Source organism: Sporosarcina ureae, assembly GCF_029267015.1.
GTDB lineage: Bacteria > Bacillota > Bacilli > Bacillales_A > Planococcaceae > Sporosarcina > Sporosarcina ureae_D.
Window position 1 is genome coordinate 1 of record NZ_JARIEA010000042.1, and the last position, 23706, is coordinate 23706.

Genomic DNA, 23706 nt, shown 5'->3' on the forward strand with positions numbered 1-23706 from the left:
AGGATAGGAACTAGTACTACTCAGTCACTGGTTTTATCTCCTATAAACCACAACATGATTTGATAAGTACTCAGTAGCGCAGGCACAACTGCGGGGTCGGCCGTGGCCATGAGACAGCTAGCAGCTCCACCGCTAGTTGGCTCATGGCTGGAGGCAATCCCCCACGTGCCTGCGCGAGTCCAAAAAGCAGACCCTCACTAACTCCAGTCCCCAACAACCAGTCGAGCAACGACCCCACACAGTACCTCCATACTACACATCCCACCTATTTATCTACCACGACAATAAAATTTTATAAAATATTGACAAGCTAAAGCGCTTTCATGGTAGAATGGTAATGTCTATGACTACAAATAGTAAAGGGGAGATGGTCACATGAAGAAAAACTCACTTCGCCTACTGGCGCTAGTTTCCATGCTTGCACTTCTTGTACTCGCAGCTTGCGGTAACGACGAAAAAGCTGACGGCGACAAAGATGCAGACGGAAACAAAGACGAAGGTAAAACGGAACAAGACTACAAGTTCTTGAGCTTACTTACTGGGGGAACACAAGGAACTTATTATCCACTAGGTGGATCTTTTGCTGAATTCATCAGCCAAGAGACAGGAATCAAAACTACTGCTGAGGTATCTCAAGCATCTGCTGCAAACATGACAGCGCTTAAAGATGGAGATGCACACATTGCATTCGTACAAACAGACATCGCGTACTACGCATCTAAAGGTGAAATGATGTTTGACGGAGAAGTAATCGACGAAGTATCTGCTGTTGGTTCACTTTACCCGGAAACAGTTCAATTGGTTACTTTGAAGAAAAGCAACATCAAGACGTTTGAAGACTTAAAAGGTAAAAGTATTTCAATTGGAGCGCCAGGATCAGGTACAGCAGCTAACGCTGAGCAACTACTTGAAATTCACGGTTTAGCTCTAAGCGATATCAAAGCACAAAACTTAGACTTCGGTGAGTCTCAAGAGAGTCTACAAGCTGGACAAATCGATGCTGCATTCATTACAGCTGGAACTCCAACAGGTGCTGTTGAAGGTCTAAACGCGACTTCTGAAGTTTTCATTGTTCCAGTTGAAGACGCAAAAGCTGACGAATTAATCGAGAAATATCCATACTATGCAAAAGAAATGATCCCTGCTGGAACATATGGTTCTGAAGTAGAAACACCTGCAGTATCAGTAGGTGCAATGCTTGTTATGCAGAACGATATTTCTGAAGAGCTTGGTTATCAGATCACGAAGGCAATTTATGAAAACGCTTCAAAAATTCAACATGCTAAAGGTGCTTTGATTAAAGCAGAAAACGGTTTGAATGGTATTGGTATTCCTGTACACCCAGGTGCACAGAAGTACTTTGACGAAGTGAACTAATAAACTGAGTCAGTTATCTGATAGAAGTATGGGGACGGTGAAGCGAGAGCTTTGTCCGTCCCATTCTTAATTTTTAAAAGTAATTCGCAAAATTCATACACTATTATGCCTATTGCATGTAATGTAACAGAGAGGATTAAGTGGATGAAAACACGAAAGATTGTTCTTCTGCTGACGTTTCTAATAGGAATTGTAATGCTGGTCGTATTGTTTTATCCATACAGACAAATGATCGTACTTGAAGAGGTTCGGAGCGAACAGCCAAAAGCGTATTATCTTCCATTACATAAGGATCGAAATTTTCAAGTGAACTATATTCACTCGATTCACTTGTCTAATGTGAAGGAGCAATATCGCATTACCGAAGACGGAAAGCTCCGTTTCGAATTTATGCAGTATGAAGACGTAGCCATCGGATTGCCAGGTTACGCAGAAGAAGGCGAAACACTGCATGTGGAAGATGGTGTTTATACGCTTACATTCGAAAAACGCGTGATAGATTCGTTTGTTCTCTATGTGGGTAGGGTGAATGCAGATCTGTCTTTGCGATATGAGCAACAAGAGTATCATCTAAAAGAATTCCTTGAAAAGGGTCATTCATATGAATTTCATGTAATGAAGGTGCCAAATTATAAGTTGTTGAAAGGAGTTAGATTAAATGGATCGTAATAAAGATCAGGAAAAAGACATACCCGTCCTTTCAGATGAAGAAATGGGGACGCTTTCCGAACAAGAGCAACTCGAAATTCTTCAAAAGTATGACCCGGAATCCAATACACGCGATTTAAAAGGGCTGCTAGGAAAAATTGTGTTTTTTGGATTGCTAGCATTTTCAATTTTTCAGTTGTATACAGCAATTGGTAAGCCATTTACGGCTCAAATCCAGCGTTCGATTCACTTAGGTTTTGCTTTATCACTTATATTCCTCATGTTCCCTGCTAGAAAGAAGATTGGTGAACGCCGCAATAAAGTGCCGTTTTACGATATTATTCTTTCCATATTGGCAATAGCCGTTGGTTTATACTGGCCGCTATTCATCGATGAATTAGTATTTCGTGTGGGGCGTGTATCCGATATCGATTTAATTATTGGTGTTTTAGCAGTTCTACTCACACTAGAAGCAGCGAGACGTGCGGTGGGAATGCCGATTACGATCATCTCGATCGTGTTTCTCGCGTATGCGTTCTTTGGACCTTATTTCCCAGGCTTCCTCGCACATAGAGGACAAAGCGTGGAAAACCTTGTTCAATTAATGTTCTTTACAACGGACGGGATCCTCGGTACACCGATTAGCGTATCCGCCACCTTCATATTCGTCTTCCTATTGTTTGGGGCGTTCCTTGTGAAAACTGGCGTAGGTAACTACTTCAATGACTTAGCGGTAGTATTAGCGGGTCGTTTAACGGGTGGACCGGCAAAAGTTGCGATTTTCTCAAGTGCTTTGCAAGGTACGATCTCAGGTAGTTCCGTAGCAAACGTTGTTGGATCGGGTTCATACACGATTCCGATGATGAAGAAGCTTGGCTATCGTAAAGAATTTGCGGGTGGAGTAGAGGCTGCGGCTTCTACGGGTGGACAGATTATGCCACCGATCATGGGAGCTGCAGCGTTCCTAATGGTTGAATTCATCGGCGGTGTAACGTATTGGGAAATTGCCAAAGCGGCAGCTATTCCTGCATTGTTATATTTCACTGGAATTTGGATCATGACGCATTTCGAAGCAAAGCGCGTAGGTTTGCAAGGAATGGATGCATCACAGATTCCAAATCGGAAAGAAACATTAAAAAAGATTTATTTATTGCTGCCGATCCTTGGAATTATCGTCTTCTTATTGGCGGGTATTCCTACGATGAAAGCAGCATTACTCGGTATTGTTCTTACAATTATCGTCAGCTCCATTAGTAAAGAAACGAGAATTGGATTCAGAGATATGATTGATGCATTAGTAGATGGTGCACGTACAGCATTGGCTGTTGCGGCAGCGACTGCTTGTGCGGGTATAATTGTAGGCGTCGTTGTAAAGACGGGTCTTGGGCTAAGCTTGGCAACTGGCTTGATCTCAGCAGCCGGTGGTAACGTCTTGCTTACGTTAATCTTCACAATGTTTGCAGCAATTATTTTGGGGATGGGCTCTCCAACGACTGCAAACTATGTTATTACATCTACAATTGCAGCGCCAGCCATCATTACACTATTGATGCTTGATGAGCCTGTAGGGGCAGCTGTGCCGATTGTAGTGGCAGTATCGGCACACTTATTCGTATTTTACTTTGGTATTATTGCAGACATCACGCCGCCTGTTGCGTTGGCAGCCTTTGCAGCTTCAGGGATTTCTGGTGGAGATCCGATTAAGACCGGTATTACTTCTGCAAAATTGGCGATAGCCGCCTTCATCATTCCGTATATGTTCGTCTTTAACCCCGCGATGCTGATGCTCGATTCGAGTATAACGGAGATTGTATGGGTGACCTTGACAGCCATTGTAGGTATGGTCGCAATCGGGGCTGGAATCATTGGCTTCTGGTACAGTAAATTGAATTGGATTATGCGAATTATCACGATTGGTACAGGCATGTTGTTGATCTATCCTGAAACTATGACAGATATCATTGGCTTGGTGTTATTCATTATCTTGCTGGCATTCCAGTGGATGGGGAATAAGAAAAATACTCCGCCTAAATTAGCATCAAATTAAATCACTAAAAGACTTGTTAGCCCGAAAAGGAGCTGGCAAGTCTTTATTTTATTGAAGAAATAGTAAAGTTATTAAATTTTCTCTAACAGAAACTAAAGATTCTATTAGTCGAATCGGGAGAATTATACTATGTCGAACAATATGATTAATAGAAGACAAGTTTAGTATTTGTAAGGGTTTGCAAAGTATACGGATTTTTTCAAACACATGATGATCGTAAAGTCAAGAAGTCAAAGGTCTATAAAACAGTCGAGCGAATTTGGACTAATTACGCAGTTTTGCCAACGTCGATTATGTATATACTACATATAAGCGAATCAGTCATTGCAAACAAAATATAAAGATCGGTACAGAAACCAATCAAATCAAAAGGGAGCGAAATAATATGAATACACAAGAGACATGGTGGGAAAACGTATTTGAAGGGCACTTGGCACATGGCTTTAACAAAGAACGTATGAGTGAGCTAGAACAAGAAGGATTTTTATACTTCGAGAATGAATCAATAGAAGAACCAATTAACCCTATGCAATAAGAGAAAGGAGAATTTTCTCTGAATAAGGTAACTAACTTCCATTAAAATCGGTAATTTTTCTGTCATCGTAGAAAAATTGCCGATTTTTAATTTCGTTGTTTACAATGAGGATGGATGATGCTATTATAGTATTTGTGCTTGAGAGCCTAACTGGCTTGCTTCTTGCATACACATCCTAGTATTATCGATTCCGTAGCTCAGCTGGGAGAGCGCCACCTTGACAGGGTGGAGGTCGCTGGTTCGAGCCCAGTCGGGGTCATAGGTGCCAAACCTAAGTTATTTACCGTCGGAACACGGTTTATAACAATAAACAGTCCTATTAGACCGAATGTCTAGGGGCTGTTTTTTTTATGTCTTGATTTTAGATAGTCTTTCCTATTTTCGGTAAAATATAATTACAATACACACATCGATCGCACGGTGTATACTTAAAGTACAAATAAGCATGTAGGTAAGCAGGAGGGATACGTTTTGATGAAAAGAAAACAAGAAACATCCAATGTAAAAGAATATATAGTGGAAGAACAAATAGAATTATTGCCGTATTTATTGAAGATCATGTCAAAAAGTAGTCGGAATTCAGTTAAATCGGTTCTTACACGTGGACAAGTTATGGTGGATGGTCACATGACAACAAAGCATAATCAGTTATTAGAACCTGGACAAACGGTTGAAATACAGAGTAACAAAGCGGCTATTAATGTGTCTCAATTAGTAGGTGTAGCTATTCTGCATGAAGATGAAGATCTCATCGTAATCAATAAAGACGCAGGCGTTCTTTCTGTTGCATCGGAAAAAGAAAAAGATCAGACAGCGTACCGTGAAATTACGAAATATGTTAAAAGAAGTCATCCCGAGAATCGGATTTTTGTTGTGCATCGACTGGATCGAGATACATCCGGCGTCATGATGTTTGCTAAAAATGAAGAAACGCAGCAAGCTCTACAAAGCACATGGAATGAATCCGTAAAGGAACGGTTGTATACGGCACTTGTAGAAGGAAAAGTACGTACACAATCGGGTACTATCAATTCTTGGTTAACTGAAAATAGTGCATTTCGAGTCTATTCAAGCCCGACTGACAATGGCGGACAACATGCGATTACACACTATAGAAGAATTCAAGCAAACAAAAACTATTCATTGCTAGAGGTTCTACTGGAAACGGGTCGCAAAAATCAAATTCGAGTACATATGGAAGAATTGGGTCATCCTGTCATAGGAGACAGAAAGTACGGTGCTACGGGCAATCCTATACGCAGGGTAGGGCTTCATGCAACAGCATTGGCTTTCCTGCATCCACGTACAGGCGAATTGGTTCGATTTGAAGCAGAAGTACCACAGATCTTTGTTACGCGTTCTAAATAATAAGTAGTGTGATTTGCAGACCCTTAACATATCTAAGGGTCTGCTTTTTTATATTTCAATATTCAAATGCTTGTTTGAATGTATGAATTGACAGAAAGTCATTCATTGCATATACTAAAACTAATCAATCAAATGAACGGTTGAATGAAGAAAACCTAAAAAATGATGAGTTTTTTGAGAGGACTGGTTACATGGCTTCTGAGAAAAATGTCTATCGCCTACAGAATCTATCGTGCACAAGTTGTGCTGCAAAGTTTGAGAAGAACGTTCGTCAGATTTCTACTGTGGAAGATGTTCAACTGAACTTCGGCGCTTCTAAATTAACAGTCGCGGGAGATGCCTCGATCTTACAACTAGAAGAAGCAGGAGCGTTTGACGGTATTAAAGTATTTCCTGAAAAACAGCGGGTCATTAAACAACATATGCCTTTTTGGAAAAAACGTGAAAATCAAACGACAATTGCTTCCTTAATTCTACTATTGGCAGGGTATGCTGTGTCTACCGCAAATGGTGATAATAACTGGCTGTCTATCGGATTGTTTTTAGCTGCCATTCTAATTGGCGGATTCAGTTTGATGAAAGAAGGATTAACGAATCTTTTTAAACTTGAATTCGATATGTCCACATTGATGACGATTGCAGTGATTGGCGCCGCGCTGATCGGTGACTGGGCTGAAGGTGCGGTAGTAGTGTTCCTTTTCTCTGTTAGTGAAGCATTGGAAAGTTACTCCATCGATAAGGCGAGAAATTCCATTACGTCATTAATTGAAATTGCCCCCACTACAGCAATCGTGCTTCGTGGAAGTAATGAATTTGAAGTAGATGTAGAAGATTTACGTATTGACGATGTCATTTTAATTAAACCAGGACAAAAGATTGCGATGGATGGTGAAGTGATCCAAGGTGATTCTTCCGTTAACCAGGCTGCTATTACAGGCGAGTCTGTACCTGTCCACAAAGTCCTTGGTGACGAAGTGTTTGCGGGTACATTGAATGAAGAAGGGGCAATGCAAGTACGTGTTACAAAGCTTGCTGAAGATACGACGATTGCCAAAATCATTCATTTAGTCGAAGAAGCACAAGCGGAAAAGGCACCGACACAACAATTTGTCGATCGTTTTGCGAGATATTATACACCAGCTATTTTAATTATTTCCTTATTGATCATGATTATACCTCCACTTTTAATGGGTGGAATATGGGGCGAATGGTTTTATAAAGGACTTGTCGTACTAGTAGTAGGCTGTCCTTGTGCGTTAGTCATTTCGACACCTATTGCAATTGTGACTGCAATCGGAAATGCTGCACGTAACGGTGTTTTAATAAAAGGTGGCATTCATTTAGAAGAAACTGGCCAGATCAAAGTCGTGGCTTTCGATAAAACAGGCACGTTGACTGAAGGGCGTCCGGAAGTAACGGATGTTTTGACGGTTTCGTCATTAACAGAAGATGAAGTTTTGCAACAAGCTGCTTCTATCGAGAAATACTCTCAACATCCATTGGCATCCTCTATTATACGTGCAGCCGAGAAATTACCGGTTGGGTTGCTTGCAGTGGATCAATTCCAGTCTATTACCGGTAAAGGTGCAAAAGCCAAGATTGGAGAGCATGTGGTACACGTAGGAAGTCCAAATCTATTCAAAGAACTACATGCTATGGATGAGTCGATTGAACAGCAGGTTCTTACGTTGCAAAAACAAGGTAAGACCGTGATGCTTGTTTGGTCTGAAGCAGGCCTAGAAGGAATCATTGCAGTAGCAGATCGAGTTCGTAAAAATAGTCTAAAGGTTATTCAGAAGCTACATGAAATGGGTAAGCGGACGGTTATGCTCACTGGTGACAATCAATCAACTGCTTCAGCGATCGGTGCGCAACTCGGCTTAACTGAAGTCAAGGCAGAATTGTTACCTGATCAAAAGGTTGAGATGATCAAATCATTGGGTCAATACGGTAAAGTAGCAATGGTGGGGGACGGAGTGAATGATGCCCCAGCGTTGGCTACAGCGAGTGTTGGAATCGCGATGGGCGGTGCGGGAACGGATACGGCACTGGAAACAGCGGATATTGCATTGATGGCGGACGACTTGGAAAAGCTTCCGTATACAATCAAATTGAGTTCTCGTACGAAACAAATTATATTACAGAACATCTCAATCGCGCTTGGATTAAAAGTGATTGCGTTGTTGCTCATTATTCCAGGCTGGCTAACATTATGGATGGCGGTCATGGCGGATATGGGTGCGACTGTCATAGTGGTATTAAATTCATTGCGACTCATGAGAAGTAAAATATAATAAATAAGAAAAAACTTCAGACGAATAATTCGTCTGAAGTTTTTTCTAGTGCATAAGATGATAGACTGATAAGAACAACAATTATGGGGAGTGTGGATAATTTGGCAATGACGAACTTAGAACTTGAAATGATTATGAACAAACAGAAACAATATTATGTGTCAGGCGTGACGCGTAGTATTTCATTCCGAATCATGATGTTGGAAAAACTATACAAAGCGATTCAAAAGCACGAAAAAGAAATTTTGGAAGCTTTGCATAAAGACCTGCACAAACATCCACTTGAAGCGTATGTATCAGAAATAGGTTTCGTCTTATCCAGTATTACACACATGATAGATCACTTGGATGAATGGGCAACGCCTGAAAAAGTGAAGACACCTCTTCATCTGCAACCTGCAACGAGTTTTATCGTGAAGGAACCATATGGTACGGCTTTGATTATTGGACCATTTAACTATCCATTCCAATTATTGCTTGATCCACTTGTAGGATCCATTGCTGGAGGGAATTGTACAGTATTGAAGCCATCAGAGGATGCATTACATACGGCAGCCGTCGTAGACAAAATCATGACGAGCATTTTTCCTGCCGAGTATGTATCAGTTGTGCATGGTCAAAAAGAAGAGACGCAACTGTTGTTACATGCACCTTTTGATTATGTGTTCTTTACGGGAAGTGCAAATGTAGGGAAGATCGTCATGAAAGCTTGTGCGGAAAGATTAACTCCATTTACATTGGAATTGGGTGGGAAAAGCCCAGCGGTTGTCGACCATACGGCAGATATTAAAAAGGCGGCGGAGAAAATTGTTTGGGGTAAGTATATGAATGCGGGTCAAACGTGCGTAGCGCCAGATTATGTACTGGCCGATGTATCGATTCGCGAAGAACTAGTAGAAGAAATGAAGAATGCTATTCAGCGTTTTTATGGAAAAGACGCGCAAAATAGTACGGACTACGGTCGTATAATTGCAGATCGTCATTTCGATCGTTTGGCAAAAATCTTAGAACAAGATCAAGCATATATCGTAGAAGGTGGCCATACAGACGCCGCAGATAAATATATTGAACCGACGATTTTGATGTTATCCGATTGGAATAGCGCAAGTATGCAAGATGAATTATTCGGTCCGATATTGCCTGTGCTTCCGTACGATAATTTAGGGATTGCGATACAACAAATTAGTACGTTGCCTAAACCGCTAGCTGCCTACTTTTTCACCGAAAACGATGAAGCAGCTAATCACTTTATAGAAGCACTACCATTTGGCGGGGGCTGCATCAATGATACGATCTCGCATGTTGCAAACATTCATTTACCGTTTGGTGGAGTAGGGCCTTCCGGAATGAATCAATACCATGGTAAAGCGAGTTTTGAAACATTCACCCATTCTAAATCAATGATGAAAAAAAGCACTGTCGTTTCAGTTCCCTTGGCATTTCCACCATACAAAGGGAAGTTGCCATTAGTGAAACGTTTCCTACGCTAATAGAAAGTAAATCATTGTCTAGGCACTCTGCTGACTTTTGACCAGCAGAGTGCCTTTAAATTATCTTTTGAATGACGTCTACAATCAAGAGAAGAGAAGTATCATGTAATCTATGACTTGAATGTTTAGATCAAACAATGAGATGAGATCCTATGGCTATTCTGAAAATGTATATACGTAAGGTGACGGACAGCAGTTGTCTGTTCTTTTGACATGTTTAATACTCTTCAATCAATATTCAATGTATGAGGTTTTAGGTGGATGTGATAAGAAAATACGCGTATGATACTAGTAATTGATTAATTAATTAGTACTTCATTTTTTCAAAAAAACAAAGCCTTTATAGTGAAATCCATTTATTTGTTATAATGATAAGGCTATTCACCAACTCACTGGAGGAAAACACATGAATACGAAAGAATTGCTATCCGTACTGCCTGTAAAAACAATAAAAGGGACATTGCCTGAGAAGATCACGGATGTGGCAGTAGACTCTAGAGCTGTTCAAGATGGAGGGGTATTTGTCTGTCTGAAAGGCTACACTGTAAATGGCCATCAATTCGTACAGAATGCCTTATTGAGTGGCGCTCGCGTTATTGTGGCGTCTGAACCCATTTTAATTGATGAAGACCGTGCAGCGGTTGTGTACGTAGAAAACACTTCAAAAGCGATCGAGTTATTGGCATCCAAGTACTATCAGTATCCTTCAAAGCGCATGAAAATGATTGGCGTGACAGGTACCAATGGCAAAACAAGTGTCGGCAACATCATTCATGACATGCTACGGCAGGTAGATGAAAAGACTGCGGTATCAGGCACGATTGGTTTTAAATTAAATGATATTCTTTATGAAACAGAAAATACAACGACAGACGTTTTGACTACTCAGCAAATGATCGCACAAGCAGCAAATGAAGGCTGTGAATCGATGATCATGGAAGTCTCTTCACACGGCTTAGTAGAAGGTCGATTGGCGGGAACAGAATTTGATATCGCGATTTTCACTAACTTGACGCATGATCATTTGGATTATCATAAAACGATGGAAAATTATAGTGCGGCAAAAGGATTATTGTTTGCACAACTCGGTCAGCAACTAGATCAGCAAAAGTTTGCTGTTATTAATGCAGATGATCCGTGGAGTAGTAAAATGATCGAAATGACTTCTTTCCCGATATTTACATATGGGATTCACGTAAAATCTTCATTTCAAGCGACAGCAATCGAGATGCAGTCTAACCGTACGAAATTTCAATTACGAGCACCAGATGGGATATTCTCTGTCACGATGCCATTGATTGGAGAGTTTAACGTATATAATTCATTAGCTGCCATTGCGGCGTTGTATGCTAAAGGATTTAAGACAGAAGATATTTTACCGCTCATCGCGAATGTCTCGACAGTGAAAGGTCGCTTGGAAAAGGTGGAAACTTCTTTACCATTGACGATTTTTATCGATTACGCACACTCACCAGATGCAATTGAAAAGGCGATTGCTACTGTACACCCTTTAAAACAGGAAGGAAGTCGTCTTCTCTTTTTGATTGGCACAGGAGGCAATCGAGATCGTTTGAAGCGCCCAATTATGGGAGAAAAAGCAGCAGCTGCTGATTATGTCGTGTTTACGACGGATGATCCGCGAGACGAACCGTATGAGTCCATCCTATCGGAACTGAGTGCCACGATGCCCCATGACCAGTATATTTGTATTGGGGATAGGGAAGAGGCAGTACGACATACAATTGAGCAAGCAAATGCTGGAGATATTATCATATTTGCAGGAAAAGGCCATGAAGATTTCCAAATTATCGGCAATACAAAATATGCACATTCCGATGCACAGATTGCACTTGATGAAGCAACTAAAAAGTTTGGCGATACAACTATCAATAAATGAAGAACAGTGAAGATTTGAGAGCATATAGTTTTTTAGTCAATTCAATGAAAATCATTGAAATGCATCCCTATTCTCTCTATGATAGAAAACGTAAGTAAAAGGAGAGTACGATTGATGCAAAAGAATATACAAGATGAAATTTCTTCGCGACGAACGTTTGCGATTATTTCTCACCCGGATGCCGGTAAAACGACAATAACTGAAAAACTACTGTATTTTGGCGGTGCAATTCGCGATGCTGGAACAGTTAAAGGAAAGAAGTCAGGGAAATTTGCTACATCTGACTGGATGGAAATTGAAAAACAACGCGGAATTTCTGTCACTTCTTCCGTTTTGCAATTTGACTATGAAGGTAAGCGTGTCAATATTTTAGATACACCTGGACACGAAGATTTTAGTGAGGACACATACAGAACTTTAATGGCAGTCGATGCAGCCGTTATGATGGTCGATTCTGCAAAAGGAATTGAACCACAGACGATTAAATTGTTCAAAGTTTGTAAAATGCGTGGGATTCCTATTTTTACATTCATTAATAAGATGGACCGACAAGGTAAAGAGCCATTGGAACTACTGGAAGATTTAGAAGAAGTTCTAGAAATTCAATCGTACGCAATGAACTGGCCGATCGGTATGGGGAAAGAATTCCTTGGTATTTATGATCGTTTTAATAAACGTATAGAATTGGCACGTCCTACTAATGGTGAAGAGCGTTTCCTTCCGATTGATGAAGAAGGCGAGCTTGCAGTAGAACACTCCATGCAGGAGACGTCTTATTATAAGCAAGCACTAGAAGATGTCATGCTATTGAATGAAGCAGGAAACGACTTTGATGAAGAACGTATCGCTAAAGGAGATTTAACTCCTGTATTCTTCGGAAGTGCGTTGACTAATTTCGGTGTTCAAACATTTTTGGAAACATTTTTGCAATTCGCACCTGAGCCACAGCCTAGGTTGACTAAGGATGCTGAATACGTAGATCCTGTATCGGATATTTTCTCTGGCTTCATCTTCAAGATTCAAGCAAATATGAATCCTGCACACCGGGATCGTATTGCTTTTGTTCGAATCGTTTCGGGGGAGTTTGAACGTGGCATGTCTGTAAATGTTCCACGACTTTCCAAGAACTTCAAGTTGTCTCAAACGACTCAATTTCTAGCAGATGATCGTGAAACTGTCGATCAGGCAGTAGCGGGCGATATTATTGGATTATATGATACAGGTAATTATCAAATTGGGGATACAGTCGTTGGTGGAAAAGCCAACTTCCAATTTGAAGCTCTACCACAATTTACTCCTGAGCTGTTCGTTAGAGTAAATGCTAAAAATGTTATGAAATCTAAACAGTTCCATAAAGGTATTTTGCAACTCGTTCAAGAGGGAGCTATTCAATATTACAAAACACTGCATACAGAAGAAGTTATTTTAGGTGCAGTAGGTCAGCTTCAATTCGAGGTCTTTGAACATCGAATGAGAGCAGAGTACCATGTAGAAGTGCAAATGGAAACAATGGGCTCTAAAGTGGCACGTTGGATCGAAAACGAAGAAGATGTAAAAGAAACGATGGCAGGACAACGTGCGTTGCTCGTAAAAGATCGATATGAGCGTAAAGTATTCTTGTTTGAAAATAATTTCGCAATGCGCTGGTTCCAGGATAAATTCCCGGATATCAAGCTGTACAATCAATTATAATATTTATAACATACACGCCCGGTCGGATTAATTGTAATCCGATCGGGTTATTTGTTAAAATTGTGAAAGTATATTGTGTCAAATTGTAGAAATTAGAGCAAAACATGAGGAAAGTACTGTATTCAAGTGGTATGGTGAAAAGATTAAAAGGTTTCCTCAGCTATGGTGCTGAGCAAAGAGAGGAATAAATAAATGAAAATTAGTAGTTTCTCGGTCAAACGACCTGTTTTTACGCTAGTAACGATGTTTCTTGTCATCATATTAGGAGCTGTGTCTTTCTTCAAAATTCCAGTTACACTCATTCCTGATTTAAATCCGCCTGTTGCGGTAGTAGTCACGAATTATCCGGGCGCTTCTCCAACGGAAGTGAGTGAGAAAATCACCAAACCGTTAGAAGAAAGCTTATCGACAGCACCGGGCTTAAAGTCCATGCAATCCTCTTCGCAGGAAGGTGCTAACTTAGTATTTCTTCAATTTGATTGGGATTCTTCCATTGATGATGTACAAATGGATATTCTACAACGGATTGATCAAGTAGAAGTGCCAGATGGTGCCAATAAACCACGTTTCATGAAATTTGATCCCTCTCAATTTCCGGTCATTCAATTATCTTTACGTTCAGTAGATAAAGATACAAATATACGGAAAATCGCAGAGGAGCTAGAAAAAGAATTACGACGTATTGATGGCGTAGCAAGTGTAAACGTATCTGGTAAGATCATTGAAGACGTTCAAGTTATTTTAGATCCTGAAAAATTAAAAGAACTTGGCTTGGCGCAATCAGATGTCGTGCAGGCGATACAGGCTAGTAATGTATCCATGCCAGGTGATCCGATTGATACGAGTGACGGAAGAAAGTTAACGACCAGAATCTTAAGTACAGTTCAAAATATCTCGGATGTTCGAGGGATCCAAATAGGTGCCAATCCCCAGACGGGTGATAAAATCAAAGTCTCTGATGTGGCGGATGTAGCATTATTGGAACCGAAAGTACAAACAGAAACACGAGCTAATGACAATCAAGCAGTATTATTGTCTGTACTTCAAGAATCCGGGGCGAATACTGCAACTGTTTCTAAAGAGTTTCAAAAATCATTAGATAAGTTATTAGAAAAAGATGCATACAAAGATATTGAATCGGACGTTATTTTTGACCAAGGGGACTATGTACAGCTGGCAATCGGCAATATCGGCCAGTCACTAATTCTTGGTGGCTTGTTCGCGATGATCGTATTATTTGTCTTCTTACGTGGAATTAAGAGTCCAATCATCATTGGAGTAGCCATTCCATATTCGGTTATTGTGACGTTCGTTCTCATGTATTTCGCGGACTTCTCATTAAATATTATGACACTCGGTGCACTTGCTCTAGGTATTGGTATGTTAGTCGATAATGCCATTGTAGTTATAGAAAACATCGAGCGGCATTTAGCGATGGGGAAAACACCGACAGAAGCCGCAAAAGATGGTTCGAAGGAAGTGGGCGGAGCTATAACGGCTTCTACGTTAACTACTCTAGCTGTATTTGTACCGGTGATCTTCATTACGGGTATCATTGGTCAAATCTTCACCGAGTTCGCGCTGACGATTTCATTCAGTTTATTTGCATCGTTAGTCGTTGCATTGACTGTCGTACCGATGCTTGCGAGTCGTTTGTTAAAGACGCCTACTGAAGAAACACTAGAGAAAAAGTCTCGTGTGAAGAAAAATCATAGATTCGAAAAGTCTGTCAAGTGGGCATTGAGCCATCGTCTACTTGTACTGTTGTTAACGAGTGTATTACTTGCAGCCAGTGTATTTGGAATTCTAAAAGTAGGAACAGAATTCTTGCCTGCTACTGATGAAGGGTCTTTCAGTATTAATGTGAATTTACCAAACGGTGCTTCACTCGATGCGACAGATGATGTAGTAAAACGAATCGAAGAAGAAATGAAGAAGCAAGATGATGTGGAAGTGTACGTCAGTTTAGTCGGCGGAACACAACAAAGTATGGCGCAAGGCGGATCAGAAAGTAATACAGCGGAAGTGTATGTGAAACTAATACCACTTGATGAACGGGATCGCTCTGTCTTTGAATTCGTAGACAAAGTGCAACCAATTGTAGAAGATGAAATTGGCGATGATGCAGATATTAGTTTCAATCTACAGACTGCTGCTGGTTCAAGTCCAAACACTCTAACATTCTCCCTAAATGACACAAATGAAGAACGTTTAGGAAAAGCAGTTTCCAAGTTAGATAAGAAGTTGCGTGACATGGATACCGTAACTGAAGTGGAAAATGATTTAGTAGATACAGTAGAGGAAATTAAAATTGAAGTAGATCGTGAAAAAGCTTCAGATGTTGGATTAGCTCCATATCAGATAGCGCAAACGGTTAGTGACGTTACACGTGGCGTCTTTGCTTCACAAATCGTCTTTGAAAAAACAGGCGAAGTAGTTGGAGTAAACGTTGGCTATGATGAGCGTTTCCGCAATAGTATAGATAAATTAAAAGAACTGGAATTAAAAACACCACAAAATACGTTTGTGAAATTGAAAGATGTAGCAGATGTAGAAATCGCAGAAGGTCCTGCGGCAATAATTCGTGTGGATCAAGCACATTCGATCACATTTACAGTAAAATATTTGTCCAGTGAATCACTAGGGGATATGACGAAAAAAGTAAATGATATTGTTGATGATCTTGACTTGCCAAGTGAAGTGGAACTTTCATACGGTGGTGATCGTGAGTTATTCGAAAGTGCGATTGACGATATGCTATTAGCTTTAGTATTGGCCGTCGTATTAGTGTATATCGTAATGGCAGCTCAGTTCGAGTCGTTCAAATATCCATTTGTTATCATGTTCTCTGTGCCACTTATGCTAATCGGTGTCTCACTTGCTTTATTCTTCACGAACACACCTGTTAGTATCACAGCAGTTATAGGTCTTCTTATATTGGTCGGTATAGTCGTCAATAATGGTATTGTATTGGTTGATTATATTAATCAGCGTAAAGAAGCAGGACTCAGCTCCTACGACGCTATCATGTCGTCTGTACGCGACCGTGTCCGTCCAATCCTAATGACTGCACTCACAACTATACTCGGCTTGCTACCGTTAGCACTGGGCCTTGGTGAAGGTTCGGAGTTAAACCAGCCGATGGGGATTGCAGTAATTGGTGGATTGATCAGCTCTACATTCCTGACGTTGTATATTGTTCCTATCATTTATAGTTTGTTTGATCGGGAAACACGTCGTGGTAGGAAGACACCCAAAAAAGCACAATCTGTAACAGTAGATCAACCTGGTACAGTGACAGAAACAGAAACAGAAACTGTAACCGTAACGGAGACAGTAACTGAAACTGTAACGGTTAGAGAAATTAAACAATAAGTATTGCTGGCAAGTGGGATCCTCCATTTGCCAGTTTTTTTGTAGAATAAATTTTGTGAAAGAAAAGTATAGTAGTAATAGAAAAGTGTGCAGCATACTATCATACAAATCTTCACTTTGAATTGAATAGCACAATAGACATCGCCTAAACTGTTTGCAAAGTAAAGTTATCATGTTATAATACTTTAAAAGTATCCAATAACTTAATAACTTTGACGCACTGTCAAAGGGGAGTAGCTATAGGGAAACCTATTTCATAATCGTCAATACGTGACTGTCTCAACGGTCATCGGTTATGATAGCTGGATTTTGTACATGAAATTCCGACTTAGCGAGACCTTTGCCTATTTATTAGGTGAGGGTCTTTTTATATTGTAAAAAACAAGGAGGAATTATGTTGGATCCGATTTTATTAGAATACGCATGGGTGCTCGTAGTATTGATCGTACTAGAGGGCCTATTAGCAACAGACAATGCAGTCGTAATGGCCGTAATGGTGAAACATTTACCGAAAGTTCAACAACAGAAAGCTTTATTTTATGGTTTACTAGGAGCATTCGTCTTCCGATTTACAGCACTCTTCATGATTACATTCTTAGTGAAGTTCTGGGAAATACAAGCAATCGGTGCCGCTTATTTATTGTTTATTGCTGGTAAAAATATATACGATAAAGTTACCCATAAGCCAGAAGGACATCCCGACAAGAAACCTAAAAAACAATCTGGTTTCTGGATGACCGTTTTGAAAGTAGAGCTTGCAGATATTGCGTTCGCACTGGACTCTATGCTTGCGGCAGTTGCGCTTGCAGTTACGTTGCCAGAGCTAGGTAACTTCCATGTCGGTGGCATCAACGGTGGACAGTTCATTGTGATGTTGTTAGGTGGAATGATCGGTTTGATCATGATCCGTTTTGCAGCGAAACAATTTGTTATTATGCTTGAAAAGTATCCTACACTTGAAACAGCGGCTTTCCTAATCGTCGGCTGGGTAGGTGTGAAGTTGGTTGTGTTAACTCTTGCGCATCCAGCACTCCTCATCATTCCGGAATCATTCCCACACTCTACATTGTGGAAAACAACGTTCTGGACTGTGCTATTGATCTTGGCAGTTGGCGGTTATTTACTAGCAGTTGCGAAGTTTAAAGTAAAATCGAATAGGTAAAACGAAAGCAGTCCCTCCCGTGGAAATAGGAGGGGCTGCGTTTTTTAACTGGGGTTTGGAAGTTAGGAAAGAGTGCAAAGTTATATGTATAGCTATCTTTTCATCATGGGATTTGATAAAGTAGAAAAATGAAGTTTCCGTTATGAAAGGAATTTGAAAAAAATGAGGCTTTCCAGGGAATTTTTTCATAAGTTTACTCCGGCGCAAATTATTGCCTTTTATTACTTTTTAGCGATAGCATCTTCTTTTCTGTTATTGAATTTACCTGGAGTATATAAACCGGGTGTGAAAGTAGCATTTATAGATAGTTTGTTTACCGCTGTTAGCGCAGTGAGTGTCACAGGATTGTCTCCTATCAGCATCGGTGAGACATACTCAGTATTTGGCCTTTGTATGATTATGCTCGTCCTTCAGCTAGGTGGAATCGGTATCATGTCATTAGGTACATTTTTCTGGCTACTTGTGAAGAAAAAAATTGGCATGAGAGAGCGTCAACTGATTATGGTCGATACCAATCAGTACACATTACAAGGTGTCGTTCAATTAATTCGTCAGATCATCCAAATTATCGTAGCCATTGAGATTATCGGTGGCGGCATTCTAACCTTATATATATATCGTTTTTATAACTCGTTTAGTGAAGCGCTTTTGAATGGGATGTTCATGTCTGTGTCTGCAACTACGAATGCGGGTTTCGATATTACGGGTTCTTCGATGATGCCTTATCACGATGATTATTTCGTACAGCTCATACTGATGACGTTGATCATTTTGGGTGCTATTGGATTCCCGGTTCTGATTGAAGTAAAGAGCTTCTTTTCGAAAAAGGTCCCACATTTCCGCTTTTCCCTTTTTACAAAAATCACAACTGCGACATTCGGTGTTCTGTTGCTTGTAGGTACGTTGATTATTTGGTTGCTGGAATCATTCAATTCATTCAAAGGAATGAGTTGGCATCAACAATTCTTTACGGCGTTATTCCATTCCGTATCTGCACGATCAGCAGGTCTGGTAACATATGATGTAACACAATTTAGTGAAGCGACAGATATTTTTGTTAGTGCGCTAATGTTCATTGGTGCTTCACCAAGTTCAGTAGGTGGCGGAATACGTACCACAACATTCGCGATTGCGCTTTTATTCCTCATTAACTTTGCACGAGGAAATGACGTCATCCATATATTCAAGCGTCGAATTAAACTCATCGATGTATTCCGTTCGTATGCAGTCATTCTCGTAGCTTGTTTTATGGTATTGGCCGCGTTGTTGTTGTTGTTGCTTACGGAGCCTGGAATTCCTGTTGTTCCATTGTTATTCGAAATTACATCTGCTTTCGGAACTTGTGGAATGTCCTTAGGCATAACAGGAGATTTATCGATCGTTGGCAAGATCATTATTATGGTTTTGATGTTTATTGGACGTGTAGGGTTGATATCGTTCATCTATACAATAGGTGGCAAGTCGAATAAAACACCTTATCATTATCCAAAAGAGCGTGTTATTATTGGCTAAGATGAAGTGGAAAAGAGATGTCCCGGAAATCATGAGGCCGCTGAAAAACTAACGTTTTTTTCAAAGTATAGTTTTTCAAACGAAATAAGGCACTTTCCATTCGTTTTCGAATGGAAAGTGCCTTATTTCTTGACCTATTGTTATTCTTTATCGCTCAGTAACTTGATAATCCGTTTTAAGTTGACCGCAAATATGGTGGTGGCGCCTTGTATCTCCATGCCAAATAAGCCCGCTGATTTGGCCGTTTTATAGCCATGCGGATGTTTCAATTCGCTATTCTTCGCTTCAATTTTATAACGATTCCTCGCAAGTTGTTTAAATTTATCCGTCTCTTGAAAAGCGGCTTGTTCTTCATGTTCGATTGATTTGATGGTCACGCTGTATGTTTTGCTTTTGGCTCCTTCTTGGTAACAACCTTCACGCATTGGACAGACCTTACATTTTTCGATATCGAAATAATACTTAGTATGCTGATTTTTATTCTGATTTTTCTTTCCTGACCGTGCCTTTTGAATCGCCATGTGCCCAGCTGGACACACAAACATGCCTGCATCTTTATTGTAATCAAATTCTATTTTTCGTTGTCCACTACCGCTTGTAATAACGGGATTTAACTTGGATATTAATTGGATCTCTTCTGTTTTCGCGTATTGTAAGTTGTCTTTTCCGGAATACGCTGCGTCACCCAGAACGGTTTCAATTTCCATGCCTGCCTCTTTGCTTTTTTCGATTAATTCTTGAAGATATTGTCCGTCACTTTTTTCGCCTGTCGTCACAATCGCCGCGGTAATAATTCGTTCGTCGCTCATCGCAATATGTGTTTTAAAACCAAAGAAAGCGGTGTCAGCCGACTTATGTCCAACCCGTGCATCTGGGTCATCGGAGTAACTCCATTGGTTCTCATAATCATCAATCACTTCTTTTAAGACATTGACTCTTTCTTTTACGGCTGGGATTTGTGCGACCTTTGATTGTGTTTCGACCACATCAACCACTTGACGACAGTACTGTAATTCTTCTTCAATTTCATTTGAGGTAGGTTTCTCAGGAAATTTTCCAACCATTTCTTCTTCCAATTGATAGACTGCTTTCCGCACACTTTTTGATTTTTCCCGCAGGAACTCCTTGGGTGATTTTTGATTGTAGCGCGCTTGGGTATGGGTTGCATCCACCATGATTATTTTACTGAGGAGGAGCCCTTTTTCCACTGCGATTTCCACTGTTTTATTGATGAGTAGATCCAATAGATATAGATCCTGTAAGCGAAGGCGACGAAATTTTGTCAGAGAACTCGAATTCATGACGTTCTCTTCTGGCGTCATATCCAAAAAGTATTTAAAGGACATATCGTACTTTGAGCGCTCGACAAGATCGGCATCGGATAAATCATAAATTGATTTGAGTAGTAAATATTTGAACATCCGAATCGGGTGAATGGCATTGCGACCGTTTTCTAAACAATACTTTGATTGAAGTTCGTCTAAGACAAATGAAAAGTCTACGAGTTCATTGATCTGTCTGAGCAGATGATCTTTTGGGATCAGCACATCATACAGCGCCATATAAGGACTTAAATTGAGTGTTTCTTGTTTGGAAATCATGGTCGCACCACCTCGAATTAGTTTCTTTTATTGTACTATGGAAGACAGATGGAGAGAACAGAAAAGCGACTGTGCATACGGATTTCCGTTCGCACAGTCGCTTTTCTTAATTTATTGGACTTTTTCAGCGGCCTCGAAATCATGACGGGGTGTCTCTTTTTGTATGTATTAAGGTTTGGAGAGTAAGTTCAAGAGCAAGAGTTTGGGCATAGTGAGTGAATTTGTGTATGGGAGGGGATGGAAGCTCCAGCTGCCGGACGCTTTCCCATGGGCCTGCGGTGAGCCAACCAGTTCGCTACGCTCTCTTTGGTTGTCTCACCTGATCAGGCTGATCCATCGGGAGTCGCCGTCAGCTTCCGCTTCCATCCCACGTTGATAGTTGTGTTACTTAGATCACTCACTGTAGGTAGCGTTTGAATTATTGTTTTGTTTTAACTTTTTTAGATTCAAGTTCTACAGTTTGAAATCTGTTACAACACTTATTTTAATGCCTATCGAAAAGTGTCACTTACTTACATTGCAAGGGATTTGCGCGTAGGAGGGGCGACTCTGCGAGCGAAGCGAAAGCCGTAGCGTAGTACGGCTTTTGCGAGTAAAAGCGTAGCGTTAGGAGCACGTCTTTGCACTTAGCGAAGGAAGTGGCTCAAGCCACGCCCTCCGGAAAGCGTCCCCCTCCGAAGCGTAAATCCCCATCCCAACACCCTACTCCCCACACTTTCACAAATCAAAAGAGCTATCGCATGAAGTCATATCATCTATGACTTCATGGATAGCTCTTTTTTATGGATAAACGGATTCTAGTACATTTTCAGATAGGTGGTAATGCTGTGCCTTTTCACCTGGCGTGTATTGGATAATAAGATAACCAGGATCTTTTATGACAGTTAGATCCTCTTTCAGTTCGGCAAAGGTCTTTGTGATGAAGACTTGCTTGCGAATTGTTCGCTCAGTATAACCGGTTGACTCAAATGATTCGCCAAGCAAGTGAGGAGAACGTAGAAGAACTTGATAGATATCTTTTAACTCTTCTTCGGGTAAGGTAGTATCCCACCAGATCTTCCTTGGTAAGAATTTTTGGTGAAGTAAATAATCCATCTTTAGAAGACTAACTACTATAGAAGTGTCCACTTTCAATATTTCAATCAGAAAGCGTTCCAGGCGAGTGAATAAGTCTTCGAACTGATGGCCAATACGTGACCAACCTTGTTTCTCCCAGAATGCACCGAATAATTGGAAGAAGTCGAACGGTGTATCCACCAGTTCAGTGACGATGTACTCCATAGAGTGTATAAAACGTCCCGAATTCCAATATTTTTCAAGAATGTCTTCTGTTTGTTTAATTTTCAGCATATCATCAAAGGACAGAACATTATTCGATACAATTTCATAAGGAGCGGTGTCGATATATTGATAACCATATTGCTCAGCTTGAATACGTAAGCCTGTTCCACGCAGTAGCTTTAAAAAGCCCAATTGTAATTCTTCAGGTCGTAATGCAAATACTTCGTTGAATGTGTCACGGAAAGAGTCATAATCTTCTTCAGGTAATCCTGCAATCAAATCTAAGTGTTGATCAATTTTACCACCTTCTTTGACCATCGTAACGGTACGTGAAAGTTTAGTGAAGTTTTGTCGTCTCTTCACGAGTTCATTAGTCAAGTCATTAGTAGATTGAACTCCTATTTCAAAGCGGAAAAGACCTTTGGGCGCATTGTCATTTAGAAATTGAATGACTTCTGGACGCATAATATCTCCAGTGATTTCAAACTGAAATACAGTACCAGGTAAATGTTCATCTATGAGAAATTGGAACATTTCCATTGCATAACTTCTACTAATATTGAATGTCCGATCGACAAATTTTATCGTTTTAGCACCATGCACCATCAGATAGCGAATATCGTCTTTTATTGCTTCGCGATGGAAATATCGAACGCCCACTTCAATAGACGATAAACAGAATTGACAAGAGAATGGGCAGCCGCGACTCGTTTCGATATACATTACGCGATTTGAGAGATGGGGGATATCCTCTGCAAAACGAAAAGGAGAAGGCAGTTCCCGAAGATCCAATTTAGGTCCCGGCGCTGTAATTTTTAGTTTACCTTCTCTTCGGTAGGCAATACCTTGCACAGAGGCAAGATCAGTTTGTCCATCCACAGCACATAATATATCTTTAAACGTTTTTTCACCTTCACCGATTGCAATAATATCGATCTCTGGTACTCTTTTTAACCATTGATCATAATCGTATGTTACTTCAGGCCCACCACAAACAATAACAGTTTTTGGACTGGTCAATTTTAATAATCGTATTACCTTTAATGTTTCTTCTATATTCCAAATATACACACTGAATCCAACTACGTCGGGAGAGTGTTGATACAGTTCAGAGACGATGGAAAGGGTAGGGTCGTGGATAGTGAATTCGGCCAATTCACAGTCAAACTCTGGAGCTGCAAAAGCTTTCAAATAACGTATGGCGATATTTGTGTGTATATATTTGGCGTTTAATGTAGATAAAACGATGTTCATTGTAAAACTCCTAATCTAAAATTGTAATGAAAAAAATGACAACAAAAGAGACTAAATACCTATGTCAAGCAGCATGTTACTGTGTAATAATTAGAGTGAATCTGGATATATTTGCAATTATAGAAATCATATGACATTTAAATTGTGTAGTTTCTAAAGAGTTGAGGAGGTCT

Annotated in this window: 14 protein-coding genes and 1 tRNA gene; 13 read left to right on the plus strand and 2 right to left on the minus strand. The window is 40.3% G+C overall.

Annotation, left to right across the window (positions count from 1 at the left end; translation table 11 throughout):
- Window positions 1–375 precede the first annotated feature (375 nt).
- The 13 genes from Q7P97_RS05865 to Q7P97_RS05925 all read left to right on the plus strand — a co-directional run bounded on the left by Q7P97_RS05865 (window position 376) and on the right by Q7P97_RS05925 (window position 19397).
- The gene (locus tag Q7P97_RS05865; RefSeq protein ID WP_303967860.1) at window positions 376–1377 is read left to right on the plus strand and encodes a TAXI family TRAP transporter solute-binding subunit; all 1002 of its coding nucleotides are present in this window, start codon (window positions 376–378) and stop codon (window positions 1375–1377) included.
- A 144-nt stretch (window positions 1378–1521) separates the two neighbouring features.
- Window positions 1522–2046, plus strand: a complete 525-nt coding sequence (locus tag Q7P97_RS05870) for a DUF1850 domain-containing protein (protein WP_303967862.1) — start codon at window positions 1522–1524, stop codon at window positions 2044–2046.
- On the plus strand, window positions 2036–4072 hold the full coding sequence (locus Q7P97_RS05875; protein ID WP_483315721.1) for a TRAP transporter permease: 2037 nt from the start codon (window positions 2036–2038) through the stop codon (window positions 4070–4072). The genes Q7P97_RS05870 and Q7P97_RS05875 overlap by 11 nt, the downstream gene beginning before the upstream one ends.
- Before the next feature lie 385 nt (window positions 4073–4457).
- Window positions 4458–4607, plus strand: coding sequence for a hypothetical protein (locus Q7P97_RS05880; protein WP_303967865.1), 150 nt, complete (start codon window positions 4458–4460; stop codon window positions 4605–4607).
- Between the two features lie 186 nt (window positions 4608–4793).
- A tRNA-Val gene (locus tag Q7P97_RS05885) sits at window positions 4794–4866 on the plus strand.
- 215 nt (window positions 4867–5081) lie between these two features.
- Entirely contained in the window at window positions 5082–5975 is an 894-nt protein-coding gene (locus Q7P97_RS05890; RefSeq protein WP_303967868.1) for an RluA family pseudouridine synthase, read from the plus strand.
- 191 nt (window positions 5976–6166) lie between these two features.
- The gene (locus Q7P97_RS05895; protein ID WP_303967871.1) at window positions 6167–8269 is read left to right on the plus strand and encodes a heavy metal translocating P-type ATPase; all 2103 of its coding nucleotides are present in this window, start codon (window positions 6167–6169) and stop codon (window positions 8267–8269) included.
- Window positions 8270–8370: 101 nt separating this feature from the next.
- Window positions 8371–9759 (plus strand): aldehyde dehydrogenase, encoded by a 1389-nt coding sequence (locus Q7P97_RS05900; protein ID WP_483315722.1) that lies wholly within the window; start codon window positions 8371–8373, stop codon window positions 9757–9759.
- Between the two features lie 406 nt (window positions 9760–10165).
- A complete protein-coding gene (locus tag Q7P97_RS05905) occupies window positions 10166–11656 on the plus strand; it encodes a UDP-N-acetylmuramoyl-L-alanyl-D-glutamate--2,6-diaminopimelate ligase (RefSeq protein ID WP_303967874.1) in 1491 nt (496 codons plus the stop codon).
- A 114-nt stretch (window positions 11657–11770) separates the two neighbouring features.
- Complete coding sequence (locus tag Q7P97_RS05910; protein WP_303967877.1) at window positions 11771–13348, plus strand: peptide chain release factor 3; 1578 nt, start codon at window positions 11771–11773, stop codon at window positions 13346–13348.
- A gap of 192 nt (window positions 13349–13540) precedes the next feature.
- Complete coding sequence (locus tag Q7P97_RS05915) at window positions 13541–16723, plus strand: efflux RND transporter permease subunit (RefSeq protein WP_303967879.1); 3183 nt, start codon at window positions 13541–13543, stop codon at window positions 16721–16723.
- A 397-nt stretch (window positions 16724–17120) separates the two neighbouring features.
- Window positions 17121–17885 carry a TerC family protein gene (locus Q7P97_RS05920; RefSeq protein ID WP_303968145.1) on the plus strand — a complete coding sequence of 255 codons (765 nt, stop codon included), beginning with the start codon at window positions 17121–17123 and terminating at the stop codon, window positions 17883–17885.
- Between the two features lie 162 nt (window positions 17886–18047).
- Window positions 18048–19397: a TrkH family potassium uptake protein gene (locus Q7P97_RS05925; protein ID WP_085428492.1), complete on the plus strand. Its 1350-nt coding sequence runs from the start codon at window positions 18048–18050 to the stop codon at window positions 19395–19397.
- Window positions 19398–19537: 140 nt separating this feature from the next.
- On the opposite strand, the gene Q7P97_RS05930 is transcribed toward Q7P97_RS05925, so the two are convergent.
- On the minus strand, window positions 19538–20998 hold the full coding sequence (locus Q7P97_RS05930; protein WP_303967883.1) for an IS1182 family transposase: 1461 nt from the start codon (window positions 20996–20998) through the stop codon (window positions 19538–19540).
- 780 nt (window positions 20999–21778) lie between these two features.
- Window positions 21779–23533 carry a B12-binding domain-containing radical SAM protein gene (locus Q7P97_RS05935; RefSeq protein WP_303967886.1) on the minus strand — a complete coding sequence of 585 codons (1755 nt, stop codon included), beginning with the start codon at window positions 23531–23533 and terminating at the stop codon, window positions 21779–21781.
- Between the last annotated feature and the right edge of the window lie 173 nt (window positions 23534–23706).